The sequence below is a fragment of the Paenibacillus sp. HB172176 genome (assembly GCF_011947265.1).
GTDB lineage: Bacteria > Bacillota > Bacilli > Paenibacillales > Paenibacillaceae > Pristimantibacillus.
On record NZ_JAATHD010000001.1, the window covers coordinates 518,462 to 544,603 of the forward strand.

At 53.1% G+C, this 26,142-nt stretch carries 18 protein-coding genes and 2 pseudogenes; 15 read left to right on the forward strand and 5 right to left on the reverse strand.

Annotation, left to right across the window (positions count from 1 at the left end; genetic code table 11):
• The first annotated feature begins 113 nt into the window (after positions 1–113).
• The 7 genes and pseudogenes from HFP08_RS01945 (at position 114) to HFP08_RS01965 (ending at position 10,576) form a co-directional block, all read left to right on the forward strand.
• Positions 114–401 (forward strand): hypothetical protein, encoded by a 288-nt coding sequence (locus HFP08_RS01945; RefSeq protein WP_168118817.1) that lies wholly within the window; start codon positions 114–116, stop codon positions 399–401.
• A 582-nt stretch (positions 402–983) separates the two neighbouring features.
• On the forward strand, positions 984–1,514 hold the full coding sequence (locus HFP08_RS01950) for a hypothetical protein (RefSeq protein ID WP_168118818.1): 531 nt from the start codon (positions 984–986) through the stop codon (positions 1,512–1,514).
• A 530-nt stretch (positions 1,515–2,044) separates the two neighbouring features.
• A pseudogene (locus tag HFP08_RS29655) lies at positions 2,045–3,970 on the forward strand (rhamnogalacturonan lyase); the annotation flags it as partial.
• Positions 3,971–4,018: 48 nt separating this feature from the next.
• Positions 4,019–5,011, forward strand: a pseudogene (locus HFP08_RS29660) (rhamnogalacturonan acetylesterase); the annotation flags it as partial.
• Positions 5,012–5,737: 726 nt separating this feature from the next.
• Positions 5,738–8,005, forward strand: a complete 2,268-nt coding sequence (locus HFP08_RS29665) for a cohesin domain-containing protein (protein WP_481856531.1) — start codon at positions 5,738–5,740, stop codon at positions 8,003–8,005.
• 82 nt (positions 8,006–8,087) lie between these two features.
• Positions 8,088–9,092 carry an S-layer homology domain-containing protein gene (locus HFP08_RS01960; RefSeq protein ID WP_206109156.1) on the forward strand — a complete coding sequence of 335 codons (1,005 nt, stop codon included), beginning with the start codon at positions 8,088–8,090 and terminating at the stop codon, positions 9,090–9,092.
• A 125-nt stretch (positions 9,093–9,217) separates the two neighbouring features.
• The gene (locus HFP08_RS01965; RefSeq protein ID WP_168118821.1) at positions 9,218–10,576 is read left to right on the forward strand and encodes an FAD-binding oxidoreductase; all 1,359 of its coding nucleotides are present in this window, start codon (positions 9,218–9,220) and stop codon (positions 10,574–10,576) included.
• A gap of 112 nt (positions 10,577–10,688) precedes the next feature.
• On the opposite strand, the gene HFP08_RS01970 is transcribed toward HFP08_RS01965, so the two are convergent.
• Together HFP08_RS01970 and HFP08_RS01975 are read right to left on the reverse strand one after the other, a co-directional pair.
• Positions 10,689–11,450: a LamG domain-containing protein gene (locus HFP08_RS01970; protein ID WP_168118822.1), complete on the reverse strand. Its 762-nt coding sequence runs from the start codon at positions 11,448–11,450 to the stop codon at positions 10,689–10,691.
• A 75-nt stretch (positions 11,451–11,525) separates the two neighbouring features.
• The gene (locus HFP08_RS01975) at positions 11,526–12,371 is read right to left on the reverse strand and encodes a lipoate--protein ligase family protein (RefSeq protein ID WP_346768707.1); all 846 of its coding nucleotides are present in this window, start codon (positions 12,369–12,371) and stop codon (positions 11,526–11,528) included.
• A gap of 119 nt (positions 12,372–12,490) precedes the next feature.
• Here HFP08_RS01975 and HFP08_RS01980 point away from each other — a divergent pair, with 119 nt between their 5' ends.
• Entirely contained in the window at positions 12,491–13,393 is a 903-nt protein-coding gene (locus HFP08_RS01980) for an aldo/keto reductase (protein ID WP_168118824.1), read from the forward strand.
• A gap of 53 nt (positions 13,394–13,446) precedes the next feature.
• Positions 13,447–13,806 carry a Lin0512 family protein gene (locus HFP08_RS01985; protein ID WP_168118825.1) on the forward strand — a complete coding sequence of 120 codons (360 nt, stop codon included), beginning with the start codon at positions 13,447–13,449 and terminating at the stop codon, positions 13,804–13,806.
• Between the two features lie 30 nt (positions 13,807–13,836).
• Here HFP08_RS01985 and HFP08_RS01990 read toward each other — a convergent pair whose 3' ends face one another.
• Positions 13,837–14,733, reverse strand: a complete 897-nt coding sequence (locus tag HFP08_RS01990; protein ID WP_168118826.1) for an AraC family transcriptional regulator — start codon at positions 14,731–14,733, stop codon at positions 13,837–13,839.
• A gap of 173 nt (positions 14,734–14,906) precedes the next feature.
• Here HFP08_RS01990 and HFP08_RS01995 point away from each other — a divergent pair, with 173 nt between their 5' ends.
• Both HFP08_RS01995 and HFP08_RS02000 read left to right on the forward strand, forming a co-directional pair.
• Positions 14,907–16,274: a sulfatase family protein gene (locus tag HFP08_RS01995; RefSeq protein ID WP_168118827.1), complete on the forward strand. Its 1,368-nt coding sequence runs from the start codon at positions 14,907–14,909 to the stop codon at positions 16,272–16,274.
• A gap of 86 nt (positions 16,275–16,360) precedes the next feature.
• Positions 16,361–16,984, forward strand: coding sequence for a histidine phosphatase family protein (locus HFP08_RS02000; RefSeq protein WP_168118828.1), 624 nt, complete (start codon positions 16,361–16,363; stop codon positions 16,982–16,984).
• On the opposite strand, the gene HFP08_RS02005 is transcribed toward HFP08_RS02000, so the two are convergent.
• Together HFP08_RS02005 and HFP08_RS02010 are read right to left on the reverse strand one after the other, a co-directional pair.
• On the reverse strand, positions 16,972–19,098 hold the full coding sequence (locus tag HFP08_RS02005; protein ID WP_168118829.1) for a DUF4838 domain-containing protein: 2,127 nt from the start codon (positions 19,096–19,098) through the stop codon (positions 16,972–16,974). The two genes, HFP08_RS02000 and HFP08_RS02005, sit on opposite strands and share 13 nt — an antisense overlap.
• Positions 19,099–19,112: 14 nt before the next feature.
• Entirely contained in the window at positions 19,113–21,317 is a 2,205-nt protein-coding gene (locus tag HFP08_RS02010) for a helix-turn-helix domain-containing protein (protein WP_168118830.1), read from the reverse strand.
• 298 nt (positions 21,318–21,615) lie between these two features.
• Here HFP08_RS02010 and HFP08_RS02015 point away from each other — a divergent pair, with 298 nt between their 5' ends.
• The 4 genes from HFP08_RS02015 to HFP08_RS02030 all read left to right on the forward strand — a co-directional run bounded on the left by HFP08_RS02015 (position 21,616) and on the right by HFP08_RS02030 (position 26,132).
• Positions 21,616–22,563, forward strand: coding sequence for an ABC transporter permease (locus HFP08_RS02015; protein WP_168118831.1), 948 nt, complete (start codon positions 21,616–21,618; stop codon positions 22,561–22,563).
• A 15-nt stretch (positions 22,564–22,578) separates the two neighbouring features.
• On the forward strand, positions 22,579–23,448 hold the full coding sequence (locus HFP08_RS02020) for a carbohydrate ABC transporter permease (RefSeq protein WP_168118832.1): 870 nt from the start codon (positions 22,579–22,581) through the stop codon (positions 23,446–23,448).
• Positions 23,449–23,545: 97 nt separating this feature from the next.
• Positions 23,546–25,105 carry an extracellular solute-binding protein gene (locus tag HFP08_RS02025; RefSeq protein WP_168118833.1) on the forward strand — a complete coding sequence of 520 codons (1,560 nt, stop codon included), beginning with the start codon at positions 23,546–23,548 and terminating at the stop codon, positions 25,103–25,105.
• A 22-nt stretch (positions 25,106–25,127) separates the two neighbouring features.
• The gene (locus HFP08_RS02030) at positions 25,128–26,132 is read left to right on the forward strand and encodes a Gfo/Idh/MocA family protein (RefSeq protein ID WP_168118834.1); all 1,005 of its coding nucleotides are present in this window, start codon (positions 25,128–25,130) and stop codon (positions 26,130–26,132) included.
• Positions 26,133–26,142 lie beyond the last annotated feature (10 nt).

The window sequence follows — 26,142 nt, forward strand, 5'->3', positions numbered from 1 at the left end:
CGCCAGGCTCTAGGGCCTTCCAATGTCTAGGATTTACCAATATCTAGGCGTTACCAAGGTACAACCTCGAGACCACCCGCATATACTGGTAGCGAGCTAGGAGGTGATGCAAAGTGGTTGGATCGCTGACTCATTGGATGGAAGTCGCATTATGGGTTGTGCTGGGCTCAATGGCTGTGGATTTCTTGATGAGCATGTTCAAAATGATGACAGGTGGCAAGCTGTCTCATGAATTCGTGCTTGGCTACCTGAAGGAGATCGTCTACTATGTGGTTCCTTTACTGGTGCTGGCGGGAGTATCTGTCATGGACAACACGGGATGGATCGTAATGGCGGGCTATTATGTAGGAGCAGTCGCAGTAGTCGTGAAGTATTTGATGGAGATTAAAGCCAAGATGTAAGCGGATACAGATGCCTAGTCATTCTATTATTTTTCTATTTAGAAAATGGTCGCGCTTCTCTTATGAGAGGCTGCGGCCTTTTTTTGACCACGCCAGAATTTATAAAATTTCGTGAGGCTTGGATGGAGCCAGGCGGAACGCTAACGAAGATTGATAACGTTAATGTCCTAAAAAGGCATCCTATTGAAATCTAACGAAGATCTATCGTCTTATTTCATGGTTTCAGGCAGCAAACAACTCGTTTTGATGAAATAACGATACCAATCTTCGTTAGCTTTATGCTGGTCTTAGATTCAGGCATTTAACGTTATGAGTCTTCGTTAGAATCTGATGGCTTTGAGAGAATTAAATGCCATCAATGAAGCTAAAAGAACGGCAGGCTTTTCGGCTTGCGACTCCGCCACGTCTGATTTGCATCAGAAGAATTGCAAGCACAGGCAGCGCAGCTTTACTGCGATCCAAGGACGCCGTTAGGCGTTTTTCTTACTACATAGGCGTATAAAATTTCGATGGGAAATGAATGCATGCGATGGTAACGGACATTTTCGAGGCCGTCGATTAACTGTGGACTAGGTTGCAAGGTTGATTACCAGCGCTGCAGCCACGGGTGACGCACCGGCTTGCGCTCAAGCGCTGCTTACCAGCGCTGCAGCCTCGGATGACGCTCGGGCATGCGCTCTAGCGCCGCTTACCAGCGCTGCAGCCTCGGATGACGCTCGGGCATGCGCTCTAGCGCCGCTTACCAGCGCTGCAGCCACGGGTGACGCACCGGCTTGCGCTCTAGCACTGCTTACCAGCGCTGCAGCCTCGGATGACGCTCCGGCATGCGCTCTAGCGCCGCTTACCAGCGCTGCAGCCTCGGATGACGCTCCGGCATGCGCTCTAGCGCTGCTTACCAGCGTTGCAGCCTCGGATGACGCTCCGGCATGCGCTCTAGCGCTGCTTACCAGCGTTGCAGCCTCGGATGACGCTCCGGCATGCGCTCTAGCGCCGCTTACCAGCGCTGCAGCCTCGGATGACGCTCCGGCATGCGCTCAAGCGCTGCTTACCAGCGCTGCAGCTTCAAAAGCGGAACCGGCTGAGGTGTTCTACAAGTTGGTAATTCACAGTTAATCGACAGCCTCTTTTTCGCCCCTTATAAACTCATTTTAGCCAGCCCAAATGTTTAACGGACATTTGATCGTCATAGCGGGTTAATCCCGTTGTTTTTTTGCTCGTTTGGTTGGCTAAGAGGAATCCTGCATTTGACATCTGTAAATATGCTTGCTTTAGGCGAAATGGAAAGAGTATACGGAACAGAGAGGTGTTGCCTCTTTTATCTTCCTTCACTTTTGCTCTTGATGTTCAGAATTGATACTAAACTCTCCGTAACTCCGCTAAAAAATAGCTGGAAGTCAAAAATGACATGAATGATCAATATTGGTGGTTTACCATTCTCTGGATAACGGAGTACGATGAGCACAGCCTCGACGACACCCGGAGCAGACATTATTCTCTGAGGAGCTTTATCGTAAGGAGGTGTTCAATTATATGATTTGAAAGCGCTTCACCTAAAGGGTGAAACCGCGAGAAGGAGGTATGTATCGACATCAGGTCCAGTCATGAGAAGGTATGGATTGGAATTTTGATCGAGGAGTGAGTTCATGAGTAGAAAAGCTGTGTCCCGAAGTAAAACGATTTGCGCATTGCTTTTGTCGTTTCTAATGATTTTTTCGTTAATTCTATTGCCGTCACCGGGACATGCAGATGCGTCATCCGGCATGCCTGCCCGGCAAGGAGACTATCTGAATCGAGGCCTGACAGCGGTTCTGGTCGATAACGGGGTCTTCCTAAGCTGGCGCTATCTGCATACGGATCCGGATGAAATTGCATTCAATGTCTATAAAAATGGATATAAAGTGAACGCGGCGCCGATCGGCGAGGTGACAAACTATGTGGATACGACCGGGGCCGACAGCTCCGAGTATCAGATATCAACGATTATTGCGGGCACGGAAGTTATGCAGCCGGAGGCTGTTTCGGTGTGGCATAACGATTATTTGCCTATACCGCTGGATAAGCCAGCCGACGGAAGAACGAAGGACGGCGGCACATACTCTTACATCGCAAGCGATGCTTCCGTGGCGGACCTGGACGGCGACGGGGATTACGAAATCGTCTTTCTGTGGAATCCCAGCAACGCGAAGGACAACTCCCAATCCGGTTATACGGGCAATGTTCTCATCGATGCGATTGAGCTGGATGGAACGAAGCTGTGGCGAATCGATCTGGGCGTCAATATCCGTGCCGGAGCGCATTATACGCAGCTTATGGTATACGATATGGACGGCGACGGCAAAGCCGAGGTTATGGTCAAAACCGCCGATGGAACGAAGGACGGGAAGGGCAATGTGATTGGCGATGGTTCCAAGGACTACCGCAACGAAGGCGGTTATATTCTGTCGGGACCCGAATATTTCACGCTGTTCGACGGCTTGACAGGCGAAGCCTTATCCACTGTGGATTACGAGGTCGCCAGAGGCGACGTGAACGCTTGGGGCGATGGTTACGGCAATCGCGTGGATCGTTTCCTGGGCGCCATCGCTTATTTGGGCGGCGCAAAGCCAAGCGTTGTCATGACCCGCGGCTATTATACGCGAACCGTGCTGGCCGCTTACGACTACATTGGCGGGGAGCTCGTGAAGCGCTGGATATTCGATACGGATATAGTCGGGGAGCAGTATGAGGGACAAGGCAATCACGGACTCAGCGTACTGGATGTAGACGGGGACGGCAAAGACGAGATTATGTTCGGCGCTTTGGCGATTAACGATGACGGAACCCTCATGTACAGCACCGGACTCGGTCACGGCGATGCCATGCATGCCGGCAAGCTTGATCCGAACCGGGAAGGTTATCAGGTGATGAGCGTGCATGAGCATACGGACGCCGAATACGGCATCGAGATGCATGACGCCGCAACAGGAGAAATTCTGTGGGGTGAATATACGGGCATCGATACCGGACGCGGCATGTCGGCGGATATTGATCCGAATTATCCGGGATACGAATCTTGGGCCTCCACCATTGTCGATGGACAGATGGAGCCGGTAACCCGCGTATATTCGGCTGCAGGCGATGTCATCTATGAAGGCGACGAAGCGCCGGGAAGCGCCGACTTCGCGATTTGGTGGGACGGGGACCTTCAGCGCGAGCTGTTCGACCATGAATGGGACAACAGCGCGGCAACGGGCATTCCGGTTATTTACAAGTGGGATTACGAGAACAAGAGGCTGGACGAAATATTCAGGGCCGAAGGCGCCTTGACCAATAATCACACCAAGGGCAATCCGGCTATTCAGGCGGATATATTGGGAGACTGGCGCGAGGAGTTATTGCTGCGCAGCGAAGACAGCACGGAGTATAGATTGTACACGACGACCATTCCTACGAACTACCGGATTCCAGCCCTGATGCAGGATCCTGTATACCGTCTGGGCGTGGCGTGGCAGAATGTCGGCTACAATCAGCCGCCGCATACGAGCTTCTATATCGGCGAGGGAGCGACTGATTTCCCCAAGGCGAATCTTGCTCTTGCAGGCGGAGCCGAGGCTCCCCAGCCCGTTTATCATTTTGATTTTGGTACGGAAAACGAAGCGGGCGCGACCGGGGTGCAGGATGCAGTCTATTCGGCGGAGACTGGCTATGGCTTCGAGACAGCAAACGGAATTACCGTTGGCACTGGAAATGTAACCTTGCCGGATAACGCCAAATTCGCCGTTGATCTGCCCAATGCGAATTACAAGGTGACGGTGAACCTTGGCGACGACAACGCGGACACGAACGCGGGCGTTAAATCGGAGTTCGTTCAGAAGCTGGCTGCGACCCATGTCGCAAGAGGTGAGTCGCTGATCTATTCCTACGACATCGCGCTGGTGGACGGACAATTGGAATTTATTTTCTCCGGCACGGCCATCCACTTGCAGGAGCTGATCATTGAGAAATATCCGGCGAAGACGGCTGGCGCTTCTACGACGATCTATATGGCCGGCGATTCAACCATGCAGTCCTATAGCGAAATGCAGGCTCCGCAGCAAGGCTGGGGTCAGGCATTCGGCAGCTACTTCTCGAACGGCGTAGTCGTAGAGAACCATTCCATTGGCGGCAGAAGCAGCAAGTCCTTTATGGTCGACGGTCGTCTGGATACAGTGCTGCGCGAAATCAAGCCCGGAGATTTCTTCTTCATCTCCTTCGGCCACAACGATGCCAGCGCGGGAATTCCGGAGCGGTATGCCTCTCCGGAGGATTACAAAACCTATCTGGCGCGTTACGTGAACGGGGCAAGGCAGCGAGGGGCGACGCCGGTTCTGCTTACGCCGGTTGGCCGCAGAGATTTTAATCTGATTACGCAGGAATTCAATGTCAGCTTCCCGGAATATGTAGAGGCTGCCAAGGAAGTGGCAGAAGAGCTTGATGTAGAGCTGATTGATTTGAGCGCGCTTAGCATCGCGTATTACAACCAGATCGGCATGGCGGCTACGGAAGATATTTTCCTGTATGCCTACCCGGGCGAATATCCGAAATATCCGAGAGGCGTGAGCGATAATACGCATTTCAACGGCTACGGCGCGCAGGTCATTGCCGGATTGGTCGCGGAAGCGGTTCAAGAGATGGGACTCAGCATCTCCCCGTTCGTTATTGATCCTTATGAGGCTGAACCAGAGCCGGAACCGGAGAACCCCGTCTATGTGGAGGACTTCGAAGGAGATCCGAATGCCGCACAATACGCAATGGTGAACGCGACCGGAATCGCCGGGCAGATGTCTGGCACGGTTGTGGACGATAATGGCAACAAGGTGTTGTCTGTTACCGGATCGGGGTCCGGCAATCGTTCGAAGGTGTTCCGAATCTTCGATGCGGTAGGCGGCGACATCGTTCATGTGAATTTCGACTGGCATTCGGGCAACGTTGGCGGATACCCGACTGAAGGCCATCTTTCCTTGCAAGACGCGAACGAAAATCTGATTCTTACTCTCTATACTACTAGCGGCACGAACACGCCAATCGGTTATTTCGCAGGCTATTATGCGCCGGACTACGGCTCGAACAACACGACGATTCCGGAAGGCGGGCAAACGACGAGCATCGCCAAAAACCAATGGGTGAACGTCGACGCGACGATCAACTTTGCCGAGAAGACAATCGATCTTACCTTGACTAGTCTGGCGGACAGCAGCGTGACGCAGACAATCGAGAACATCCCGATGAGCGCAGGAACGGCTTATGGGGATAACGTAAGAGCCATGCGCTTCCTTGGGACGAGGAAGGGCGGAGGCGCCATTCTGAATTGGACCACCATGATTGACAATGTGCAGATCGAAGGAGAGGAGCTTCCGCCTGCGACAGGGGATCAGACGGCGCTGTCCGCGCTGTATGAGGAAGTCAAAGGGCTTGATCTGTCGGGTTATACGGAAGCGTCTAAAGCTGTACTGAACCGCGCGCTAGCGGCTGCCGAAGCAATCATCGGCACGGAAGCGACGCAGGAGCAAGTCGACCATGCGTTCAACATGCTGACCGTCGCAAGGGATTCGCTGACAAGCGAGCCTGCGCAGGAGATCAGCGAATATCGCTTTGACTTTGGCTCAGGCGAAGCCGCTGAAGGATATGTCCAGGTCGGCGCGAAACACGCATATGTGGAAGGCAACGGCTACGGATTTGCCGACACGGCTCTCGTAGTGGATGCCAACCGCGAAACCGGGAATGCGCTGACGGAAGACTTCACACGCGTGAACGGGACGTCCTTCCTGGTGGAAATGGAGCCGGCCAATTATCGAGTCACGATGACGATTGGCGATTCGGCAGAATCGACCAATGCCGGGGTGAAGGTCGAGCAGATGGACAAGGTGCCGACATCGACGGTTCCAATGGGTGAGTTTAGCGAAATCAGCTATGATATTGCGTTAATAGACGGCATATTTAATTTTGAATTTTCGGGCAACACGCCTAAGATCAATGCTCTGAGGATCGAACGTTTGCCAGAGAACCCGGCCGGTGATAAACCGGTAATCTACTTGGCGAGCGATTCCACGGTTGCCCATTACGATGAAGGCTACCGTCCGCAGGCGGGATGGGGCGAGACGCTGGGCAGCTACTTCGATCAGGAACAGGTTAGCGTCGATAACCGCGCTGTAGGCGGCCTCAGCAGCAAAACCTTCCTGGTTGGCGGTTATCTGAACGATCTCTTGCTCGACATCCATGAAGGCGACTATCTGTTTATGCAGTGGTCCCACAATGATTCCACACCGTCGCGTCCGGAACGTTATCTCACGCCGGAGCAATTCAAGGTGTACTTGGAAACGTATATTGCCGGTGCGGAACAAAGAGGAGCTTTGCCTGTTCTGGTTACACCGGTGAACAGACGCGATTTCGACGGCGACATTTTGAACAAGAGCTTCCCTGACTATGTGCAGGCCATGAAGGAAACGGCGCAGGAAACGGGTACTCTGCTGGTTGATCTGAATCAGGTCAGCTGGGAATATTTCCAGGAGCTTGGTCCGGAAGGGACCAAAGACATCTTCATGTGGGTTGACGGAAAGGAAGACAATACGCACTTGCAAATGAATGGCGCCATCAAGGTTTCCGAGATGGTGGCAAGGCTCGTGAAGGAGCTGGCTATTCCGCTTTCCTCGGCTGTCGTAGTAGAGGATACGGAAGAGCCGTCTGGAGACGCATGGGCAACGGCGACCGTCACAGGCCCCGCAACCGCGTATCCTGGCCAGGCGGTGGAACTGGGCATTGGCGTATCGCAAGTATATGAAGGCTTCGCCGCTATGGACGTTATCGTGAAGTACGATCCGGCGAAGGTTGAGTTCGAAACGGTCGAGGGGGAGAACGGCTTGGCGCAGCTCGCGGAGAACGCGATTGCGTCGGGCAATGACCATCTGCATGTCATCGCAACGGCTGTACGTCCGGCCGACGGTGAAATCCGGATTATCGCCATCAGCGCGGGAGAGGAGAACGAGGTGACAAGCCCCTCCGAATTGTTCGTTCTGCGCGGTAGAGTGAAGAGCGCCGCGCCGTTAGGCAACGCGTCCGCTTCGTTAGTGAAGTTCGAGGTATCACGCGACGGCACAGCGGGCCTCGTGAACATTGCAGAGGCCTATCATTCGATGACGATCGGCCAGACGCCTCCGATCGAGTCGGATAAGTCCGTATTGGAGCAAGCCATCGTTTCTGCTGAGGCTCAGCTTGCCCAAGCAGTGGAAGGCGATAAAATCGGCAAATACGAGATCGGCTCGAAGGCCGAGCTGCAGGCTGCCATTGACGCGGCGAACAGCGTTCGCGGCAACAGCTATGCAACGCAGGCGCAAGTCGATGCGGCAACAAGCGCTCTGAACGCAGCCGTCCAGCAATTCCTTGCCAGGTTCATCAGCTTGGTTGGCGGTCAGACGCAGATAACGATCCGGGATCTGTCCATCATCGCCAAGTACTTCGGAGCAACCTCCGAGGATGCGAATTGGAGCGAAATCGCGAAAGCGGATCTATTCGACGAAGGCGAAATCAATATTCGCGTGCTTGCCGCAATCGCGCAAATGATCTTGACGGATTGGAGCAACGAAGAGTAGTTATCTCGACATGAATAGAAGGGACGAAGGAAGGAGCTCAGGAGCTCCTTCCTCTTCCTCCATGAAAGGGAGAGACGTAGATATGGCCTATTTGAGGGGAAAAAGGATGCTCTTCTTGACGGTACTGCTGCTATTATCGCTATGGTCTCCCGGTACGCTGCTGGCAGCCGACGAGCCGGTGTTAAGTCTGAAAGCGACAAGTGAGCAATCCAAAGTAATTATTGAAGTAAAAGGCCAACAATTGAACGACGTATACGCCTACCAGTTCAACCTCGCATACGATTCGAAGCGCATGAAGTTTATTGAAGCGGACAGTCCTGTCGCCGGCTTCACGGTAGATCCGAAGGTCACAGAAGGCGAGATTCTGTTCGCGCATTCGAAGGTAGGCAATGTGAAAGGCATACAAGGCGATGCCGAGCTTGCAACGTTTACCTTTGAGAGAATGACGGGAAGTGAAGCTAAATTCACCTTGCACGACATCAAATTAGTAAATTCCGAGCTGGAGATGGCAGAGTCTGATGCCAAGATTCAGGTTTCGTCCGGCTATATGTTCAAGGATATCGCCGGTCACTGGGCAGAGGCGTCCATATTGAAAGCGAGCGGCTTCGGCTGGGTCACAGGCTATAGCGACGGTACCTTCCGTCCTCAGCAGCAAGTGACGCGCGCGGAATTTGTTGCCATGCTCGTGCGCTCGCTAGAGCTTGCGATTCCGGAGGAGCCGCAATTAAACTTCGCGGATCAGGATATGATCCCGTCATGGGCAAGGGGATACATAGCGGCGGCCGTTGACGCGAACTTGATTGAAGGGTATGCGGACGGGACCTTCCGGCAGGACAGGCTGATCTCGCGCTCTGAAATGGCAGTTCTTATCGTCAGATCCCAAGGCATAGAGCCCATTGCGGGAGATAGACCAAGCTTTGCCGATGCAGAGGATATTCCGTCGTGGGCCCAGCCATACATCGCAGCCGCGGTTGACCGGGGCTGGATCAACGGTATTGGGAACAACTTGTTCGCCCCGCTGAAGAACGCGACCCGTGCGGAGGCTGTTTATCTAATCATTGGACTGAACGCGCAAGAGGAAGAATAAGCTTCACGGACTTTAGAGAAGCACAATTTCATTTGCATTCTTGGAATCGGGAACATTATGTCCAATCTCTCAACCTTCCTTCTTCATAAACTATGAAATAGCTTACTATGAAGGAGTTGACTAGTTTGAGAAATGGAGTGCGTCTAACAGGCCGGATTATCTACCAGGGAGATCCCGGATATGAAGCGGCGCGGAAAAACTGGGATCCCCATACCGACCGCTGTCCGAAGGTATTCGTCTTTGCTCAGAACGCGAAGGATGTGTCGAATGCGGTGATATGGGCCAAGGCGAATGATGTGCCCATACGCGCAAGAAGCGGACGGCATTCACTGGAGGTGGATCTCTCACAGGTGGATGGCGGCATTGTGATCGATGTAAGCGATATGAACAGCATCACGCTCAATAAGAAAGAAGGAACCGTTATAGCCGGTACAGGCAATACAATCGGCAGAGTCGTTCATACGCTTGCTCCGCTCGGCTATATGTTCCCGTTCGGCGACAGCCCGACGGTTGGCGTCGGAGGCATCACGCTTGGCGGCGGGATCGGGCCTCTCCAGCGCACGGTGGGCCTAGTGAGCGACAACCTGATCGGGGTCGAGTTGGTCGACGCGAATGGAAGGGTTATTATCGCGAACGCGCGCCAGAACTCCGATCTGCTATGGGCGTCCAAGGGCGGAGGGGGAGGAAACTTCGGCATTTATACGAGATACAAGTATAAGATTCGCCGCGCGCCCTCCAGAGCAACGGTATTTACGATTGAGTGGCCTTGGAATCAATTCGAGGAAGTGCTCAAGGCATGGCAGAGATGGGCGCCGTTTACGTCAACGAGGCTTGGCACTTATTTGGAGATTGGCCCAAGAGATGGGGGGAATGTTACGGTGCAAGGCTTGTATCTTGGCTGCCAGAGGAAGGCGGAAGAGCTGTTGCAGCCTGTAACAAGCGTGGGAACGCCTACTTCCGCGTTTATTCGGTCATTGCCTTACAGCGAAGCGGTCACCTATTTGCTTCCGCCTGATCCTGTTCTGACGCATAGATTCAGCAATCAATTCTCCAGCGCCTACGGCAATCAGCCATTCCCGGACAAGGCTATCCAGATTACTCGCAAATTTTTGGAGAAGGCGGAGGCGGGGGAATCCGGTTTCTTCTTCCTGAGCTGGGGCGGTGCCATCGAAAATGTAAAACCGACAGACTCGGCATTTTTCTGGAGAGATGCCCAGTATTATGTGGAATGGAACGCTTCTTGGCTTGACCATCGCGATGCAGAGCGCAGTATTGAACTTGTTCGCCATACCCGCAAGAAGCTTCAGCCCTATATCTACGGATCCTATATTAACGTGCCGGATCAAGGGATCAAGAACTATGGCGAGGAATATTACGGCGCGAACTATCCGAGATTGCGGCAGATCAAGGCGGAGGTCGATCCGCAGAATGTATTCAACTTCCCGCAGAGCATTAAGCCGGCTCGCCGCAGAGAAGATTGTTGAGGAAACAAGGGGAAGAGAGCTTGCGCTAAAAAGATGAGAACGAACAAACGCTTCGCCCAATGGTCGGGGAAGCGTTTGTTTCTGTATTTTCGCCGTTGGACGTTCGGCAATTCTAATCGGCAAGGAAGGTCATCCGCGCGATTTCTTCCTCCGTCAACGCTGTATTGAATACGGCAAGCCCGCCTAGCAAGCCGGTATAGAAGTTGCCCATGCTGCCGGAATGGCTGACTGCGCCGACGGTGAATTCCGCTCCGTCGCTTCCTCCGTCATAAAGGCCTTGATCATAGAGATATGGATTGAAGCCGTCCCGCTTGTCAAGCTGACCGTCGAGATAAACTCGCGCGTACTCCCCGTCGTAAGTGAAGGCAACGGCATGCCATTCTTCTTTGGAGACGGGAGTAGCTCCTATAGCGGAGGTCATGCAGTATTTGCGCCCCGGCGTAGGGCCGCCGACAGAGGATACATGCCCGCAGACCTGATCCTCGCTTTCCCAAATTCGCAAATTTAGGAACAGGCAGTACTGCCTTTTTCGCTCCGTTTCATTCCACATGCCCGCAATGGCCTGACAGCCGTGATTTTCAATATTTTCACGCTTTATCCAAGCGATAATGGTTAATCGGGCATCCTTGCCGTGAAAATCCAATTCGGGACATTCCGCGCGCGGGAGCCTCCACCATTGACCCTGCTTGACTTTCGCCGCGTATTTGCCGAAAAGTCCGTCTTCGACGCGTGCGATCGGTCCCGCTTGCTCGGTCAGCTTGCAGGCATGCGCTCCCTTGGCTATCGAGTCCGTCCCAGCTTGCTCCTGAAAGTCCCAGAAGGCAAGCAGAGAAGGTTGGTTCAATATGACTGCTGTTTTTTGTTGCTCCGGCATCTTCTCTCACTCCGCTCTATGCATTGGTATACTTTCAATGATAGTACAGAGTCGGGAGGATATCGATTGACAAAACTATGATCTTTTGGACGATTCAACGATGGAATAGCGATTCTGCAAGATAGCCGTCATAGCGTCGAGCTCCTCTTGCCCCGGCATGCGCAGCTTGGAAGCGGCCTCCGCGAGCCCGGACGGCGTCTGACTGGTTCGAATGATATGCTTCATGCGCGATGCGAAGGCTTCGGCGGCACGAGGTCCGAGATTCGCAAGCTCTTCGAGGCTGGCCGTGCTGTCAGCGATCACGATCGGATAGTCCAGCGCCGTATCGCCTCCCGATGCCGCGTCATAGAAGGAACGGACAAGCTCCGCCCTCTCCCGGCCCGAGCCGGCGGCGACGATGAAGGCTTGTACAATGATGGCATTCCTTTGCCGTCGCTGGGCGATGCCGCAGAACTTGAAGCCGTCTATGCTTAGATCGAAGTCGCCCGGACAATACGCTCCGGCAATTTCTCCTTTCTCAACAGGCAGTTCCGTTTCCTGAAGCGCGTCCCGAATCAAGCGATACATGAGCTCGAATTCATTGTGAAAATGCACGCCTTCCCCGCCGGCCTTCGGGAGAATGAGCGATATATTCACGACTCCCTTATCAAGCGGAACGGCGGCGCCTCCGGAGTTGCGGACGACCGTCGCCCAGCCCCGCTCGTTCAATTGCTCCGCGGCCTTCATCGCATGCGGAAGTCTGCTGTCCCTCGGTCCGAGGATAAAGGCGCCGGTATGGCGCCATATATGGCATACGGCAGGCCCGCCCGATCCGGCATTGCGGCCTAATAGCTCATCAAGAGCAAACGCCCGAAGCGGGTTGGCAGAGGCAAGCTCGTTCATCCGATCCAGAATAAGTATATTTCCATCAGCGTAATCCATGCGCATTTATTCCTTCCGTTATGTTCGTTATAATTGATCATAACCTATTTTTATTGACTTGGCATCAAGCAGGTGGAGAAGCGTGCGTGCATTCAGCGCGGGAAGGAGAGGGCGAATAGATGAAGATGAATAGATTAGGAACATCCGGGCTGCTCGTCAGCGAAATTGGATTAGGCTGCATGTCGATCGGCATAGAGGAGGAGACGGCGACAGCGATTATTCACGAAGCGTTGGAGGGAGGCGTTACTCTTCTTGATACCTCGGATCTGTACGACGGCGGCCGCAATGAGGAGCTGGTGGGCAAAGCGATCAAAGGTCGGCGGAAAGAGGTCGTTCTCGCCACTAAAGTGGGAAATCGACGTATACCGGGACAGGAAGGCTGGACATGGGATCCTTCGAAGGGCTATATTCTGTCCGCGGTGAAGGATAGCCTGAAGCGACTGGGCACGGATTATATCGATCTCTACCAGTTGCATGGCGGCACGCTGGATGACCCGATTGACGAGACGATCGAGGCGTTCGAGCAGTTGAAGCGTGAGGGGGTTATACGTGAATATGGCATTTCGTCCATCCGCCCCAATGTCATTCGGGAATATGCGGCCCGTTCGTCGATCGTCAGCGTCATGAACGCATACAGCATTCTCGATCGGCGCGCGGAGGAGACGGTGCTTCCCTTGCTGGAGGAGAAGCGGATTAGCGTCATAGCCCGGGGTCCGTTGGCAAGCGGAGCGCTTGCTGCGAACAGGCAGCCAGTCAAGGCGCTGACGGATTACGAGCTGGCGGAAATTGTGGAGCTTCGCGAACAGCTGAAGGCATTGACGGCTTCCGGGAGAAGCTTGACGCAGCTGGCCATTCGGTATTCCCTCAGCCATCCCGCCGTCGCAACGGCCATTCCCGGCGCGAGCTCGGTATCGCAAGTACGGTCCAATCTGAAGGCCGCCGATTGCGACGCGCTTACGGGGGAGGAAATCGCGCTCGTTAGACGAGTGAGCAAAGCCAACCTGTACAAGCTTCATCGTTAAGCAGGACCGGGTGCGGCATTTTAAAGGTATGAATGAGGAAGGGAGGTGTTCAGATGGATAAAATCATGTTCATCGAAATCGGGACGGGCATCGATCTGCATGGTCAGAACGTGACCAAGGCTGCGGTTCGCGCGGTTCAAAACGCTATTCACCATAATTCGATGCCTGGCATCCGTTCGGTGCTGCCGGAAGGGGACTTGAATCAGATGAAGGTGAATGTCAGGCTGGCGGTTCCCGCAGACAAGGAGCTTCTGGATTTGGAGCAAGTAAGGGAGGAGCTGCCGTATGGTCAGGTTACATTCGAAATCATCGACGGAGGCATGCTCACCTCCAGCGGCATACTGCTCCAGGACAAGGAAGATCGCAACGATCTGGCTTATGTGGTCATCGCTTCGGTCGAAGTCGGATACTAGGCTTTCAGGCTGCTCCCGGCGGCAAAGCGATCAGAAGCCTTCCGCCATCGAGGAAGACTTCCGGTAGCGGCCGGGCGTCATTCCCGTTCTTTCGCGGAACAGCTTCGCGAAATGACTATGATCTTCAAAGCCGATGCTTGAAGCAATTTGCGAGATGGAGAGGGTAGTTGTCAAAAGAAGCTCCTTCGCCTTCTCCATGCGCTGCAAGAGAACATATTGATAAGGGGAGCAGCCGACGGATGCCCGGAACAGCTCCCTCATATGTCCTTCGCTTAAATTCATTTCTTCCGCCAGCTCCTGCATGGAAACTGCCCCCATGCATTTTCCTCGCAAATAATCGCACATTCGGCTCACTCTCGCATCGATTACCGGGTTCGGATTGATCATATAAGGACGAAGCAATCTGGACAGGGAGGCAAACAACAGCTTATACTGCCCTTCGAAGGCCAGCAATAGCTCGGAAAGCTCGGCGGACCGATGAGGATCGCTTCGCTTGTGGAGCATGTTCATGACCCCATCGCTCGCTTGCAATACCTGTCTCCACTCGCGAAGCAAGTCAAGTCTGCTATCGCCCTCCAACTGGAGGGGAATGTGCATCGGAACGTCGTAGAGTGCTGTCCATTCCAGACCGTACATGCGGATGTCGAGTCCGAGAGCCAAATAATGAATGGGCTCAGGCGCATTCTTCAAGAAACGGGTGGTGACAATAGCGCCTGCGGGCAGCGTGATTAGATCGCCCGGCTTCAAATCGTAATATTGTCCCTGGAGGATCAGCTGACGCTCCCCGCTGATGATATACCAGAAGGCAGTCGAAGGGATCAGATGCGAATCGAAGTTCCAATCCGCTGTCCGATGCCATTCGAAGCCGAATCGGTACAAGACTTGTTGTTCTTCCACGGTTATCCGGTGCAGCTCCTGCTCATTCACGACAATTCCTCCTGGTCCATGCGCACTTCGTTATCACTCTGCCGATCTTCGTTTTCTTGCATTTTATCGTGCTTTTATCCATTATATATCCCTTCGAATTCTTATACAATTAGTACTAGGAATAAATCGAGCTGTGGAATATCCTATACGAATTGAAATTGGAGGAAACGAGTATGCAAAATGAGCAAAAAGATGATTCTACTCCGAACGTCATTGTATTCTTCACGGATCAGCAGCGCTGGGATACAACAGGAGCGCATGGCAACCCGCTTGGCTTGACGCCGAATTTCGACCGAATGGCGTCCGAGGGCACGCATTTCTATCATACCTTCACGCCGCAGCCGGTATGCGGACCCGCGCGCTCCTGTCTGCAAACGGGCTTGTACGCGACGAAGTCGGGCTGCTATCGCAACGGGATTCCGCTGCCCGGCGAGACCCGTACGTTAGCCCATTATTTCAAGGATGCCGGCTATCGCACAGGCTATATCGGCAAGTGGCATCTGGCGTCAAGCGAGCCGGTCGTGCAGGAAGAACGGGGCGGCTATGAGCATTGGCTGGCCTCCAACGTACTGGAATTCTCCTCCGACGCTTATGATACAGTGCTGTACGACGAGGCTTGCAAGCCGGTCAAGCTTCCCGGCTATCGCGTTGACGCCCAGACGGACGCGGCCATTCGGTATATCGACGCCAATCAGAAGAAGCCGTTCTTCCTGTTTCTGTCCTTTCTGGAGCCGCATCATCAGAACCACAGGGATAATTACCCCGCGCCTAACGGCTACGAGGCTCCCTATGCCGATCGATGGACGCCGCCCGATCTGAAGGCGCTCGGAGGCACGTCCCCTCAGCATTTGGGCGGCTATTACGGCATGGTGAAGAAGCTGGACGAAGCGCTCGGACGGCTGAGGGATGCGCTTCAAAGTCTCGATCTGACGAAGAAAACGATTATTCTGTTCACCTCCGATCATGGCTGTCATTTCAAAACCCGCAACGGCGAGTACAAGAGAAGCTGTCACGACAGCTCCATTCGAATTCCTTGCGCGGCTTATGGTCCGGGCTTCATGCAAGGCGGCCAGATTCGCGAAATGATCAGTCTGCTCGATATGCCGCCGACATTGCTTGACGCGGCGGGGATTGAGGTTCCACACGTTATGCAAGGGCGTTCCGCGATGCCGCTAGTGAACAGAACGATTGCCGATTGGCCCGAAGAAGCCTATGTTCAGATCAGTGAATCGCAGACGGGACGCGCCATTCGCACGGCCAGGTGGAAATATTCGGTTCATGCGCCGGAAAGCGACGGCATTTCGCAAGCTTTCTCGAATCGTTATACAGAGGAATTTCTGTATGATCTGGAGTCCGACCCTTATGAATTGACTAATCTTGCAGGAATGGACGCCTATCGGGATGCGGCCGATCAATTGAAGGAGCGCCTGCTCGCCAGAATGAGTGAGGCGGGAGAAGCGGCAGCCGAGATTATTCAGGCGGAGCCGAGAGCATCCGGTCAAAGAAGAGTTTCGGTCGATGAATTGAGAGTGAAGCTGTAGCTTGCGCAGCGTTGTTTTTCTGGCAAACTCATTCCAAGTATATTATGCTGAAAGCAATGAATTTGCAGAAGCTGAGGTGAGCTTGGGTGAAGGAGAAAACAACGATCTATCTGGTCAGACACGGGCAAACGGAATGGAATGTCGAGCATCGCTTTCAAGGCCATCAGGATTCTCCCTTGACGGAGAACGGGATCATTCAGGCGAAGTGGCTGGGTGAAGCTCTGGCGAATGAACGGCTCCATGTCATCTGCGCCAGCTCCAGTCCAAGAGCCGTCATGACGGCGGAGCTGATAGGAGAAGGAAGAGGCTTGACGGTTCAAGCCTGCGATGCGTTTATGGAATTAGGACTGGGCGAATGGGAAGGCATGAATCAAGAGGAGGCGAAGGAGCTGTACCCACAGCCCTTCGATCAATTCTGGAATGATCCGGAGAGCTTTGGCGTGCAGGGCGGCGAGAGCTTTGCCGAGGCGTTCGACCGCGCGAGGAACGCTTTGCTGCAGCTTGCAGAGGAACATGCCGGAAAGACCGTTCTCATTGTCACGCATACCGTCATCGTGAAGCTGCTCATGGCTTATTTTGAAAATCGTCCACTCCGCGATCTATGGAAGCCGCCTTACATCCATCCGACCTGTCTGAGCAAGATCGAGCTGTACGAAGATGGACATGCCATCCTTCTGCATGGCGACATAAGCCATTATCAGGAGAAGTAGAGAGCCTTATAACGCAAATAGGCCTTCTCGCACCAGCTGGCTTTCAGTCCATTATCGTACAGGTCGAAGCGGGTGCTTGGACGCACAGCCTCCGTATTCTGTTCCAGCGCAAGCGCATATCGCTGGACATGAAGAAAGGCGTTTCTCGCCTGCTCATGCAAAGCCTGCTTGTGAAATTGATGCGTTCTAACCAAGCCGTAGATAAAGCGAACCATGTCCTCCAAATAGGAAAACCGCCGTTCGTCCTCTAGTAATCTGGCGACGACAACAGCTTCGCGCGCGCCGTCAAGCGCTCTATCGATGAATCGTCGACAGACGGCAAGCAAATCGACGGTTTCCGTCAAACTGATACCGGCATTGCTGCCTTCGGCCCTAAGATCGTATTGCATATGTTCAAGCGGGAAGAGCTCTTCCGCATTCTCGCGCAGCCTGCCTGTTAGAGACTGCCGAATGCCCTTCGAATATTGATAATGCTTCAAAAATTTGCTATTGCGCATCGCTTTCTCTAATGATTCGTAGAAGCTCCGGGCATCGGCGGCGGAGTCCCCGTAGCAGAGCGAATAATAGTCGTCGACAATCCGGTCGGCATCCTCCAGAATATTCCACAGCATGCGATATAGCTGATAATTGGTAAGCGTAAGCGTGCCCCAACTGCGGTCGGTCAGATGCATATAATGAAAGTGGCGTATGCCCGATCGGTAATAGAAGGGCAGATCATGCTTCATAATTGCCGTCAACGGAATCGGACAGGCAGCGAACGAACCCACGTTATAGTATTCGCCGACAAACGCATTCCCTTTATAGTGCCGATCCTCGGCTGTTGTCCATGGAACGAAGGTCGTCATAAGCTCCTGATTCGACTCGGTGCAGCACTCATCATCCAGCGTATGCAGGAAGCAGCGTTCGATCGGGAAGTAGGTGGGAAAGCAGCTCCCATAATCGAAATCCTCGGGCAAGGCGCGGTCGGGAGCGGGCAGCGTTTCATGATAGATAGGGAAAATAATGTGAACATGCCGTCCCAACCTTCCTTCGCGTTCCGCAGCATCCAGATGTCCTCGCAAGGCATGAACCAGCAAAATCATGCGATAGGCGTAATTGCCTGTCGATTGGCATCTGTCGCATTCGCACCAGTTGCCGTTATCCAGCATCCAGAAGTTAAGCACATCGGCATGCCGCCATTGTCCGTCGATCAAATCATTCGCAAGTCCGTAGCACAGTTCAGCTACCGCATGGGGATTGGTGGTGCAGAAGTTGTCTCCGAAGCCCTCGCGATCTCCTTCGCCTACGTTGAAGCTGCGCTCTCCGTTTACAAGTCCGAACCAATCGGGATGCGCTTCCGCATAATCGCGAGGATTCAGGAAGCGGTACAGAATGTTATGACCGCCCATGCAGATACGGATGCCTCTCTTCTTGAAGGCATGCGGATGATGAATCGCGTTCAGCGAAGCAAAGTTGATGCGGTTTCTGCCAAGCCAGTCCAGAAGCTCAGCACTGTCATCGTCGATATGCTCGCTGTATACGCCCCGCGTCTCGAAGCTCGGCGAATCGATGATGGACAGGCTGAGCGGCGGCGAAAGCGCGGAGCCGTCAGGCACATGCCTGCCTTGCTCCCCAAGCCCGATCCAGCGGAAGCCAAGCGCTTCCAGCAACGCATAAGCGCCGTAAAGGCTGCCGCTGCGATCCTTCGCTGCTATGACCCAATGCACGCGTCCTTCAAGGGGAAAGGTTGCGACAGCATAGCCCTCCGGCGGCAGGGTCTCCCATTCGTCCTTATGCGCATGAAGCCATTCCTGCCAGGCAGCGTCAATTGAGGAGCCCTCCGGCGGCTTCTCGAGCCAGATGGCAATGCCGGTTTCAGGCTTGTCAGAAATCGGGGCTTCCCTTGCAGTCTCTAGCGGCACTAGCTCCACGGTACCCTGCGAAATGAGCGATAGATGCTCCGCCAACTCGGTTGCGGCATAGCAAACCGTGCAAGTTCTCGCATTCTTCTCCGCGTTGTTCCACCAGTTGATCCCAAGCTCGGCAGAGGCGGCGGCTTTAATCGAGGAGAAGGCCCCCTTGTCTGCAATGATGCGAATGCTGCGCGTATTCCATGTTATCCCTGTCTGGGTCATCCTGCTGCTCTCCTTTATTGCTTCGGTAATTTTCGGAAATCTCCAGGAGTCATTCCTGTATGCTTCTTGAACACCCGTATGAAGGTGCTGACATTCATGTAGCCGACCTTCTCCGAGGCTTCCTGTATTTTCATATTCGACTGCTGCAGCAGCTCTTTGGCTTTGTTCATCCGATAAGTCATCACATAATCGACGAAATTGACGCCGCTTTTCTCCTTGAAGTACGTGGAGAGATAGCCGCGCGTTATATTCAATTGATCGGCTATCAAATCCAGCGAAATATCCTCGCAATAATGCTCCTCGACATAGGCGATGACGAAGCTTGTTATGTCGTCCTTTGCCGCTTTCTTCTCTTGAACAAGCAAGCATACTCTGCGGATCATCGTTTCGAGGCACAGCTCGTACTGTTCATACGTATGGCAATTGTTGACCGCCTCGTAAGGAGAGGCCATGTCGGCCAGCCTGCCGGAGTCAATCTGATTGGTGAACTGCAGCTTTACGACCTGAGACACAATCGATCTGGCGAATTCCGCAAAATGGACGGCATAGCCGTTCTTGCGACTCAGCCGGGCAAGCGCGCGCTTCATAAGCGGAATGGCGATAGCGTGATTGCCTTGCAGCATATTAAGCTGAAATTCTTGCTCCTCAATCGGATGGAACGCGATCCCTTCGGGAATTTCTCGCGGCTCCGCAATGAATTGAGGGTCTAAACCAAGCTTCCGCTGTTTCACAAGTCTGGACACATATTCGTAGGACTTGTTGAAGTCTTCCTCGGAACGATAGACGGGGCTTACCGCAATGGTGAGCAGGGCAGGCTGCGTCTCGCTGTTGAATTGATTCACGATATCCCCAAGAACAAGCTCCCATTCGGGCACCTCTCCTTCGTCGAAGTGGAGCACCGTCACTATTTCATTCTGCTCCAATTGCAGCGTCACTGAATCGTGGAATGCTTCCGAGAATCGACCGGAGACCCATTCGCGCAGAGCCGAAGCGGCCTGTGCGAAGCTTCTTTGATGCTCCGACGATGTTTCGTTAACAGGCGTAAGATGGAATAACATGACCATGAACGCCTTGTCCATCGGTTGAAAATGCTCGGACAACTGGTCGATGCTCTTGATTTGATTCGCATAGGCATACAGATTGAGAAGTGAATTTTTGATCGTCATATCCTTCTTGATATCGTTGATTCTCTCCTGAATGAAACGGAATTCTCTGATCTTGCTCGTGAAGGAGCCGGGCTCTCCGCTATTGAAGGACTCGAGCAAGTGACGGACGGGCGCGTGAAGCTTGCGGCTGATCCATGCCGATACGGCTACGCTGATGATAAAGGCGAGAATAATGAGCACGATGAGCAAGAGCGTCAAATTCTGAAGCTGCTCCTTCACGTGGGCGTAGGGAATAACGCTGACATAAGTGAAGCCGGTATGGGCGCCCTTCTGATAGAACGTATACTGGTTGTCGCGAAGAGCATTTCCGCTTGCATCTACTCCCAAATCCGGCAGCTCGGGAATCGTCATGTTCCTGGAATGAAACAAGGGCCGGCCTTCTTTGTCGATAATGGCGAACGGTTGATCATACTTGGACAAGAAGAAATCGTCGAAGGCGCGAGAGGCGTCCATTAGAGCGAAAATCGCCGTATCCTCCTCGTTGACCTTCTTGATCATGATGGGAATGAATGTGCCGAGCAGCTTCTCGGTGCCAACGGAATTCTCCCAATACTCCGAAGCCGGGTAGATGGCGAAGCTAATCTTCTTCTCCATCTCTTCCTCCCAGAAGGAGAGCGGATAATCTTTGCTGTGCAGCAGCTTGTCGAACATCAGCTCAGCGGGCGCCGTGCTGTCTTTTTCGATGACATAATGATTGCGCTTCATATAGATGAGCAGGTTGTCCAGATACATATAAGAATTTCCCACGTTCGATCGAAGCTGATCCTTCACGCTTACGGCCGAATCCATATTGAGCGAGGCGCTTCGCGAAAGAAGCGAAATTTGCGAATCGAATTCCAGCGTCAATCCAAGATTTCGAATATGTTCGAAATATTCCTCGTAATTGTGAACGGCAGCGTCGAGATTCAAGCTGCTGTTCTTCGTGATTTCATTGCGAATCGTATCGAGGAAGAAGGAGGAGGCGACGATGATGAACAAGACCAACAGGAGAATGACGATCAGGAAGCTGCCGAATAGGCGATAGAACATGGAACCCGTCATGAAGCGTTTCATCGTGCACCTCCACGTTAGTCTGCAATGTAATTATAGATGACATAAGATGTTTCTTCAGATGGGAAGCTGGCCCGAAAACTATGCATTTATTGTAGCGCAAGAAGCGAAGCTGACCAATATACGGTTTTTACACAAATTGATTTTTTTTCGGATTATGCCCGGAAACCTTAATTTATAAGGATATTTCACAATTGTTGCTATATTCGCGCGCTGGGATCCGGATTATAGTGGGGGAGTGGAAATGATAGATTACTTAACATGTATATCGGACAAATTACGCAAAGAGAAAGGTGATTCCATGGCTCATATTCAAGCGGAAACGGAAATTCGGCCTTCATCGATAGGCAAGCTGGGCAAACGCTTGGTGAAGAGCAAGCTGCTCATTCTTATGTTTCTACCCTGTCTTCTCTATTATATCTTGTTTAAGTATTATCCCATGATCGGAATTGTCGTGTCATTCAAGAACTATAACCTGTACAAAGGCATATGGGCAAGCGACTGGGTCGGCTTCAAATATTATATCACCTTCTTCCATAATCCCGATTTTTGGCTCTTGTTCCGCAATACGTTTCTTCTTGGTCTCTATAAGCTGCTATTCGGATTTCCGGCTCCCGTTATTCTCGCTTTGCTGCTCAACGAAGCGAAAAACATATTGTTCAAACGGTTCGTACAGACGGCGACCTATCTGCCGCATTTCATCTCCAACGTGATCGTGGCGAGTATGGTAACGATGTTCTTGTCGCCGACGGGAGGCTTGATTAATCGGGTAATGAACGCCTTCGGCGTCGATACGATCAACTTCCTGACCGAGCCGGGCTGGTTCAGATCCATCTATGTGCTGTCGGAGATTTGGCAGCATCTTGGCTGGGAGACGATCATTTATCTGGCAGCGCTGTCCTCCATCGATTCCTCCCTATACGAGGCCGCGGATATCGACGGAGCGGGCAGGCTTCGCAAAATTTGGAGCGTGACGCTGCCGGGCATCGCCTCCGCAATCGTCATCTTATTATTGCTTAATGTCGGCAAAATATTGGAAATCGGCTTCGAGAAGGTATATCTCTTAGCCAATCCGGTCACCTATGAAACGGCGGACATCTTCAGCACCTATGTCTACCGGGTCGGGATGACCAACGGCAATTTCAGCTACGCTTCGGCGATCGATATGTTCACGGGAGTCGTCAGCGTCGTCTTCATCGTATCCGCGAATTACATTAGCCGCAAGCTCAGCGACAACAGCTTGTGGTAGAGGGGGAACGGCATCATGCTAATGCGCAAATGGTCACTATCATCTATTTTCATCGCTTTTCTGCTTATTCTCGTTACGGTCTCCATGCTGTATCCGTTTCTCTACATGATCTCGGTTTCGCTCAGCAAGAGCATCTATGTCATGCGCGGCGATATCTTCCTGCTTCCGAAGGGAATCGATTTCAGTGTATACAGGCTGGTACTGGAGGATCCCCGAATAGGCCAGGGCTATCTGAATACGATCATCTATGTCGGTTTGGGTACGTTCATCTCGCTTATCGTGACGTCGCTCGGGGCGTATTCGCTTTCCCGCAGAGACATGATGTTCAACAAAACCTTCACGCTTCTCATCATATTCACCATGTTTTTCCAGGGCGGCATGATTCCTACGTTTCTGGCGGTCAAATCGCTCGGCGTCATGGATAATATCTGGGCGATGGTGCTGCCCGGGGCGGTCAGCACATGGAACTTGCTTGTCATGCGAACCTTTTTCGTGAATTTTCCGAAGGAGCTCGAGGAAGCGGGCAAAGTGGACGGCTTGAATGATTTCAGCATCTTCGTGCGCATCGTCGTTCCTCTGTCCAAAGCGGTGTTCGCCACAATCGGCTTGTTCTACGCCGTGGCCATGTGGAATAATTTCACGCTTCCGCTCCTGTATTTGCGGGATCAGGCGTTGTTCCCGCTGCAGGTGGTGCTGCGCAATATCGTGCTTGCCGGAAGCAATGCGAACGGCGACGCAATGGGAGTCGGAGGAGATTCGCTGATCGTCGATGAATCGTTGAAGTACGCGACGATCATGGTGTCCACGATTCCTATTCTGTTGCTCTACCCGATGCTGCAGAAGTATTTCGTGAAGGGTGTCATGATCGGAGCCGTGAAGGGGTAGCGATGTCAAACTTGCAAAGCAGGCGCGCGTGATGATGATTCGCGGCTTAGGCCGCTTTCATATAGAATAGGACTACAAACAGAAGGGATGAGAAAAAATGAAGAAATGGTCTGTGTCTGTGTTGCTGTTATGCTGCGTGGTCATCGCGGTCATTGCCGGAGGATGCAGCTCCGGCAACAACAATAACGCGAATCCGCCCGCGAACACGGAAGGGCAGGAGGGGACGGAGGTTCAACCCACGTCGACGCTTCAAGGCAAAACCTTCTCGATGCTGGTGGAGACAAATCCGAGCTGGCCCTACGATGCAAACTGGCCGGTATGGACCTGGCTGAAGGAAGCGACGGGCGTCACGCTTGATGTTTCCGTTCCGGCAGGCAAGCTGGCGGAGACTGTTCAACTGAATGTGGCTTCGGGGTCCATGCCCGACATTTCGATGATTCTGAGCATATCCGATGCCAATAAATTCGGTCAGCAGGGCGCTTTCGCGAATATTCTCGATTATATGGAGCTCATGCCTCATTTCAAGAAATGGAAGGAGCAATATCCGGAAGCCTTCCGCTCGAATCTCGCTCCGGACGGCAAGATGTACATGTTCCCGAATCAAGGCTTCGGGGAAACCAACCGGATGAGCTGGTTGTACCGCGAGGATGTATTCAAGGAGAACGGGCTGCAAACCCCGAAAACCTACGACGAGCTTTATGATGTGCTGAAGCAATTGAAGGCGAAATATCCTGACAGTTATCCGCTCAGCTTCCGCATGGGCAAGACGCTCAATTCGAATATGACGAAGATTCTGGCGCCGAATTTCGGAAGTAGCGATACCTACTACTATAATGCGGATACGCAAGAGGTAGGCTACGGTCCAACGGAGGACGGCTATAAGTCGATGGTGGAATATTTGAACAAATTCACGGCGGAAGGCTTGATTCCTCCGAACTGGCTGACCGTGGATACGAAGCAGTGGCAGGATATGATGTCGACGAACAAGGCATTCATCACCTTCGATTATTTGGCCCGCATCGACTTCTTCAACGCGCCGATGCGCGAGGAAAACCCGGACTATACCTTGGCTTTCATGGCTCCTCCGGCGGGACCGAACGGAGCGCAGGTGAATCCGTTCACCTCCTTCCTGCAATCGGGAATGGCGGTATCGTCCAAAGCGAAGGATGTTGAATCGATCATGCAATATATCGATTTCTTCTATTCGGAGGAAGGCCAGACCTTGGCAAGCTGGGGCAAGGAAGGCGAGACTTATACGACTGTGGACGGACAGAAGAGGCTGAATGACGATTTTGCCGACATTACCGATTTCCGTAAGAAAACGGGCTTGTCTACTCATGGCACGTATACGTGGATCGATTACGACGCGCATCTGTCGCTGGCGTCGGACGAACTGAAGGCGGCCTATGAAGAAGCCGTTCCGTATGACAAGGCTTATCAGCCTATTCCTTCCTTCACGGATGAAGAGCAGGATGTGCTGTCGACGGTTGGAGAAGCTGTGGACAAGCATAGAGAAGAGAATATCGCGAAGTTCATCATGGGCACGCGTCCGTTGTCCGAATGGGAGCAATACAAGTCCGAAGCGGACAAGCTCGGCTTGGAGCAAGTGAAGGAAATCTATAAGAACGCCTATGAGAGAGCGGCGGCAGCGAACTAAATCGGGAGAGGATGTCTGCGATATGATGCGTGTAGCTGTTATTGGCGGAGGCGCGATCGGACTGCGTCATCTGGAGGCGCTCGAGGAGCTGGAAGAGCTCGAAGCCTGCGCGGTCGTCGAGCTTGACGAGACGATCAGGCTGCAGCTCGCCCGGCGCTTCGGAGTGAAGGCTTACGCGGGCATGGAGGACATGCTTGCCGCGGAACAGCCTCAAATCGCGGTGATCGCGCTGCCGCATCATCTTCATGAAGAGGCAGCTCTTCTCTGCATCTCAAGCGGATGCCATCTTATGCTCGAGAAGCCGATGGCGAATTCAACCGCTTCCTGCGACCGCATCATAGCGGCCGCGAAACGGCAGGGCGTAACCTTGATGGTCGGCCATACGCAGCATTATCTGCCGGAGAACAGAGCGGCGAAGGCAGTTATTGACGAAGGCTCGCTCGGACGATTTCTCATGGCGCAGGATACCAGACATGTCGACTACTTCCGCCGAAATCGCCCCCCGTGGTTCTTCGACCGCGAGTCTGCAGGAGGCGGCATAATGATGAATCTTGGCGCACATTCGATCGACAAGCTGCAATGGCTGACCGATTCCCGGGTACGCAAGGTGAAGGCTTCCTTGACCTATCTGGGTGATCGCGGGAATGTGGAAGGCTCCGGCATGCTCATGCTGGAGCTGGACGGCGGAGCGACGGGGACATCGACGGCAACCATTGTGCAGTCCGGCTATAAGGGAGCAAGCCGCAGCGAGACAGAGCTGATATTCACCAATGGCATGCTGCGAATCGTCGCGGGGGAAGGCGTCTATGTCAGCAAGGGAGACTCATACGAAAAGCTGGCGTTGCCCGAAGAGCCTCTGATTCCGCTGGCCCTGCAGTTCCTGGATTTGCTGGCAAGTTTGCGCAGCGGCAGCGAACCGGAATGCTCGGGAAGCTATTCCCGCTCGGTCATCGAGGCGTTAGAAGCCGTCTATCTCTCGCATGAGAGCGGCCTCGAGATCGAGCTTGGAAAGCGCGAATCGGGTTGAAGCCGTTGTA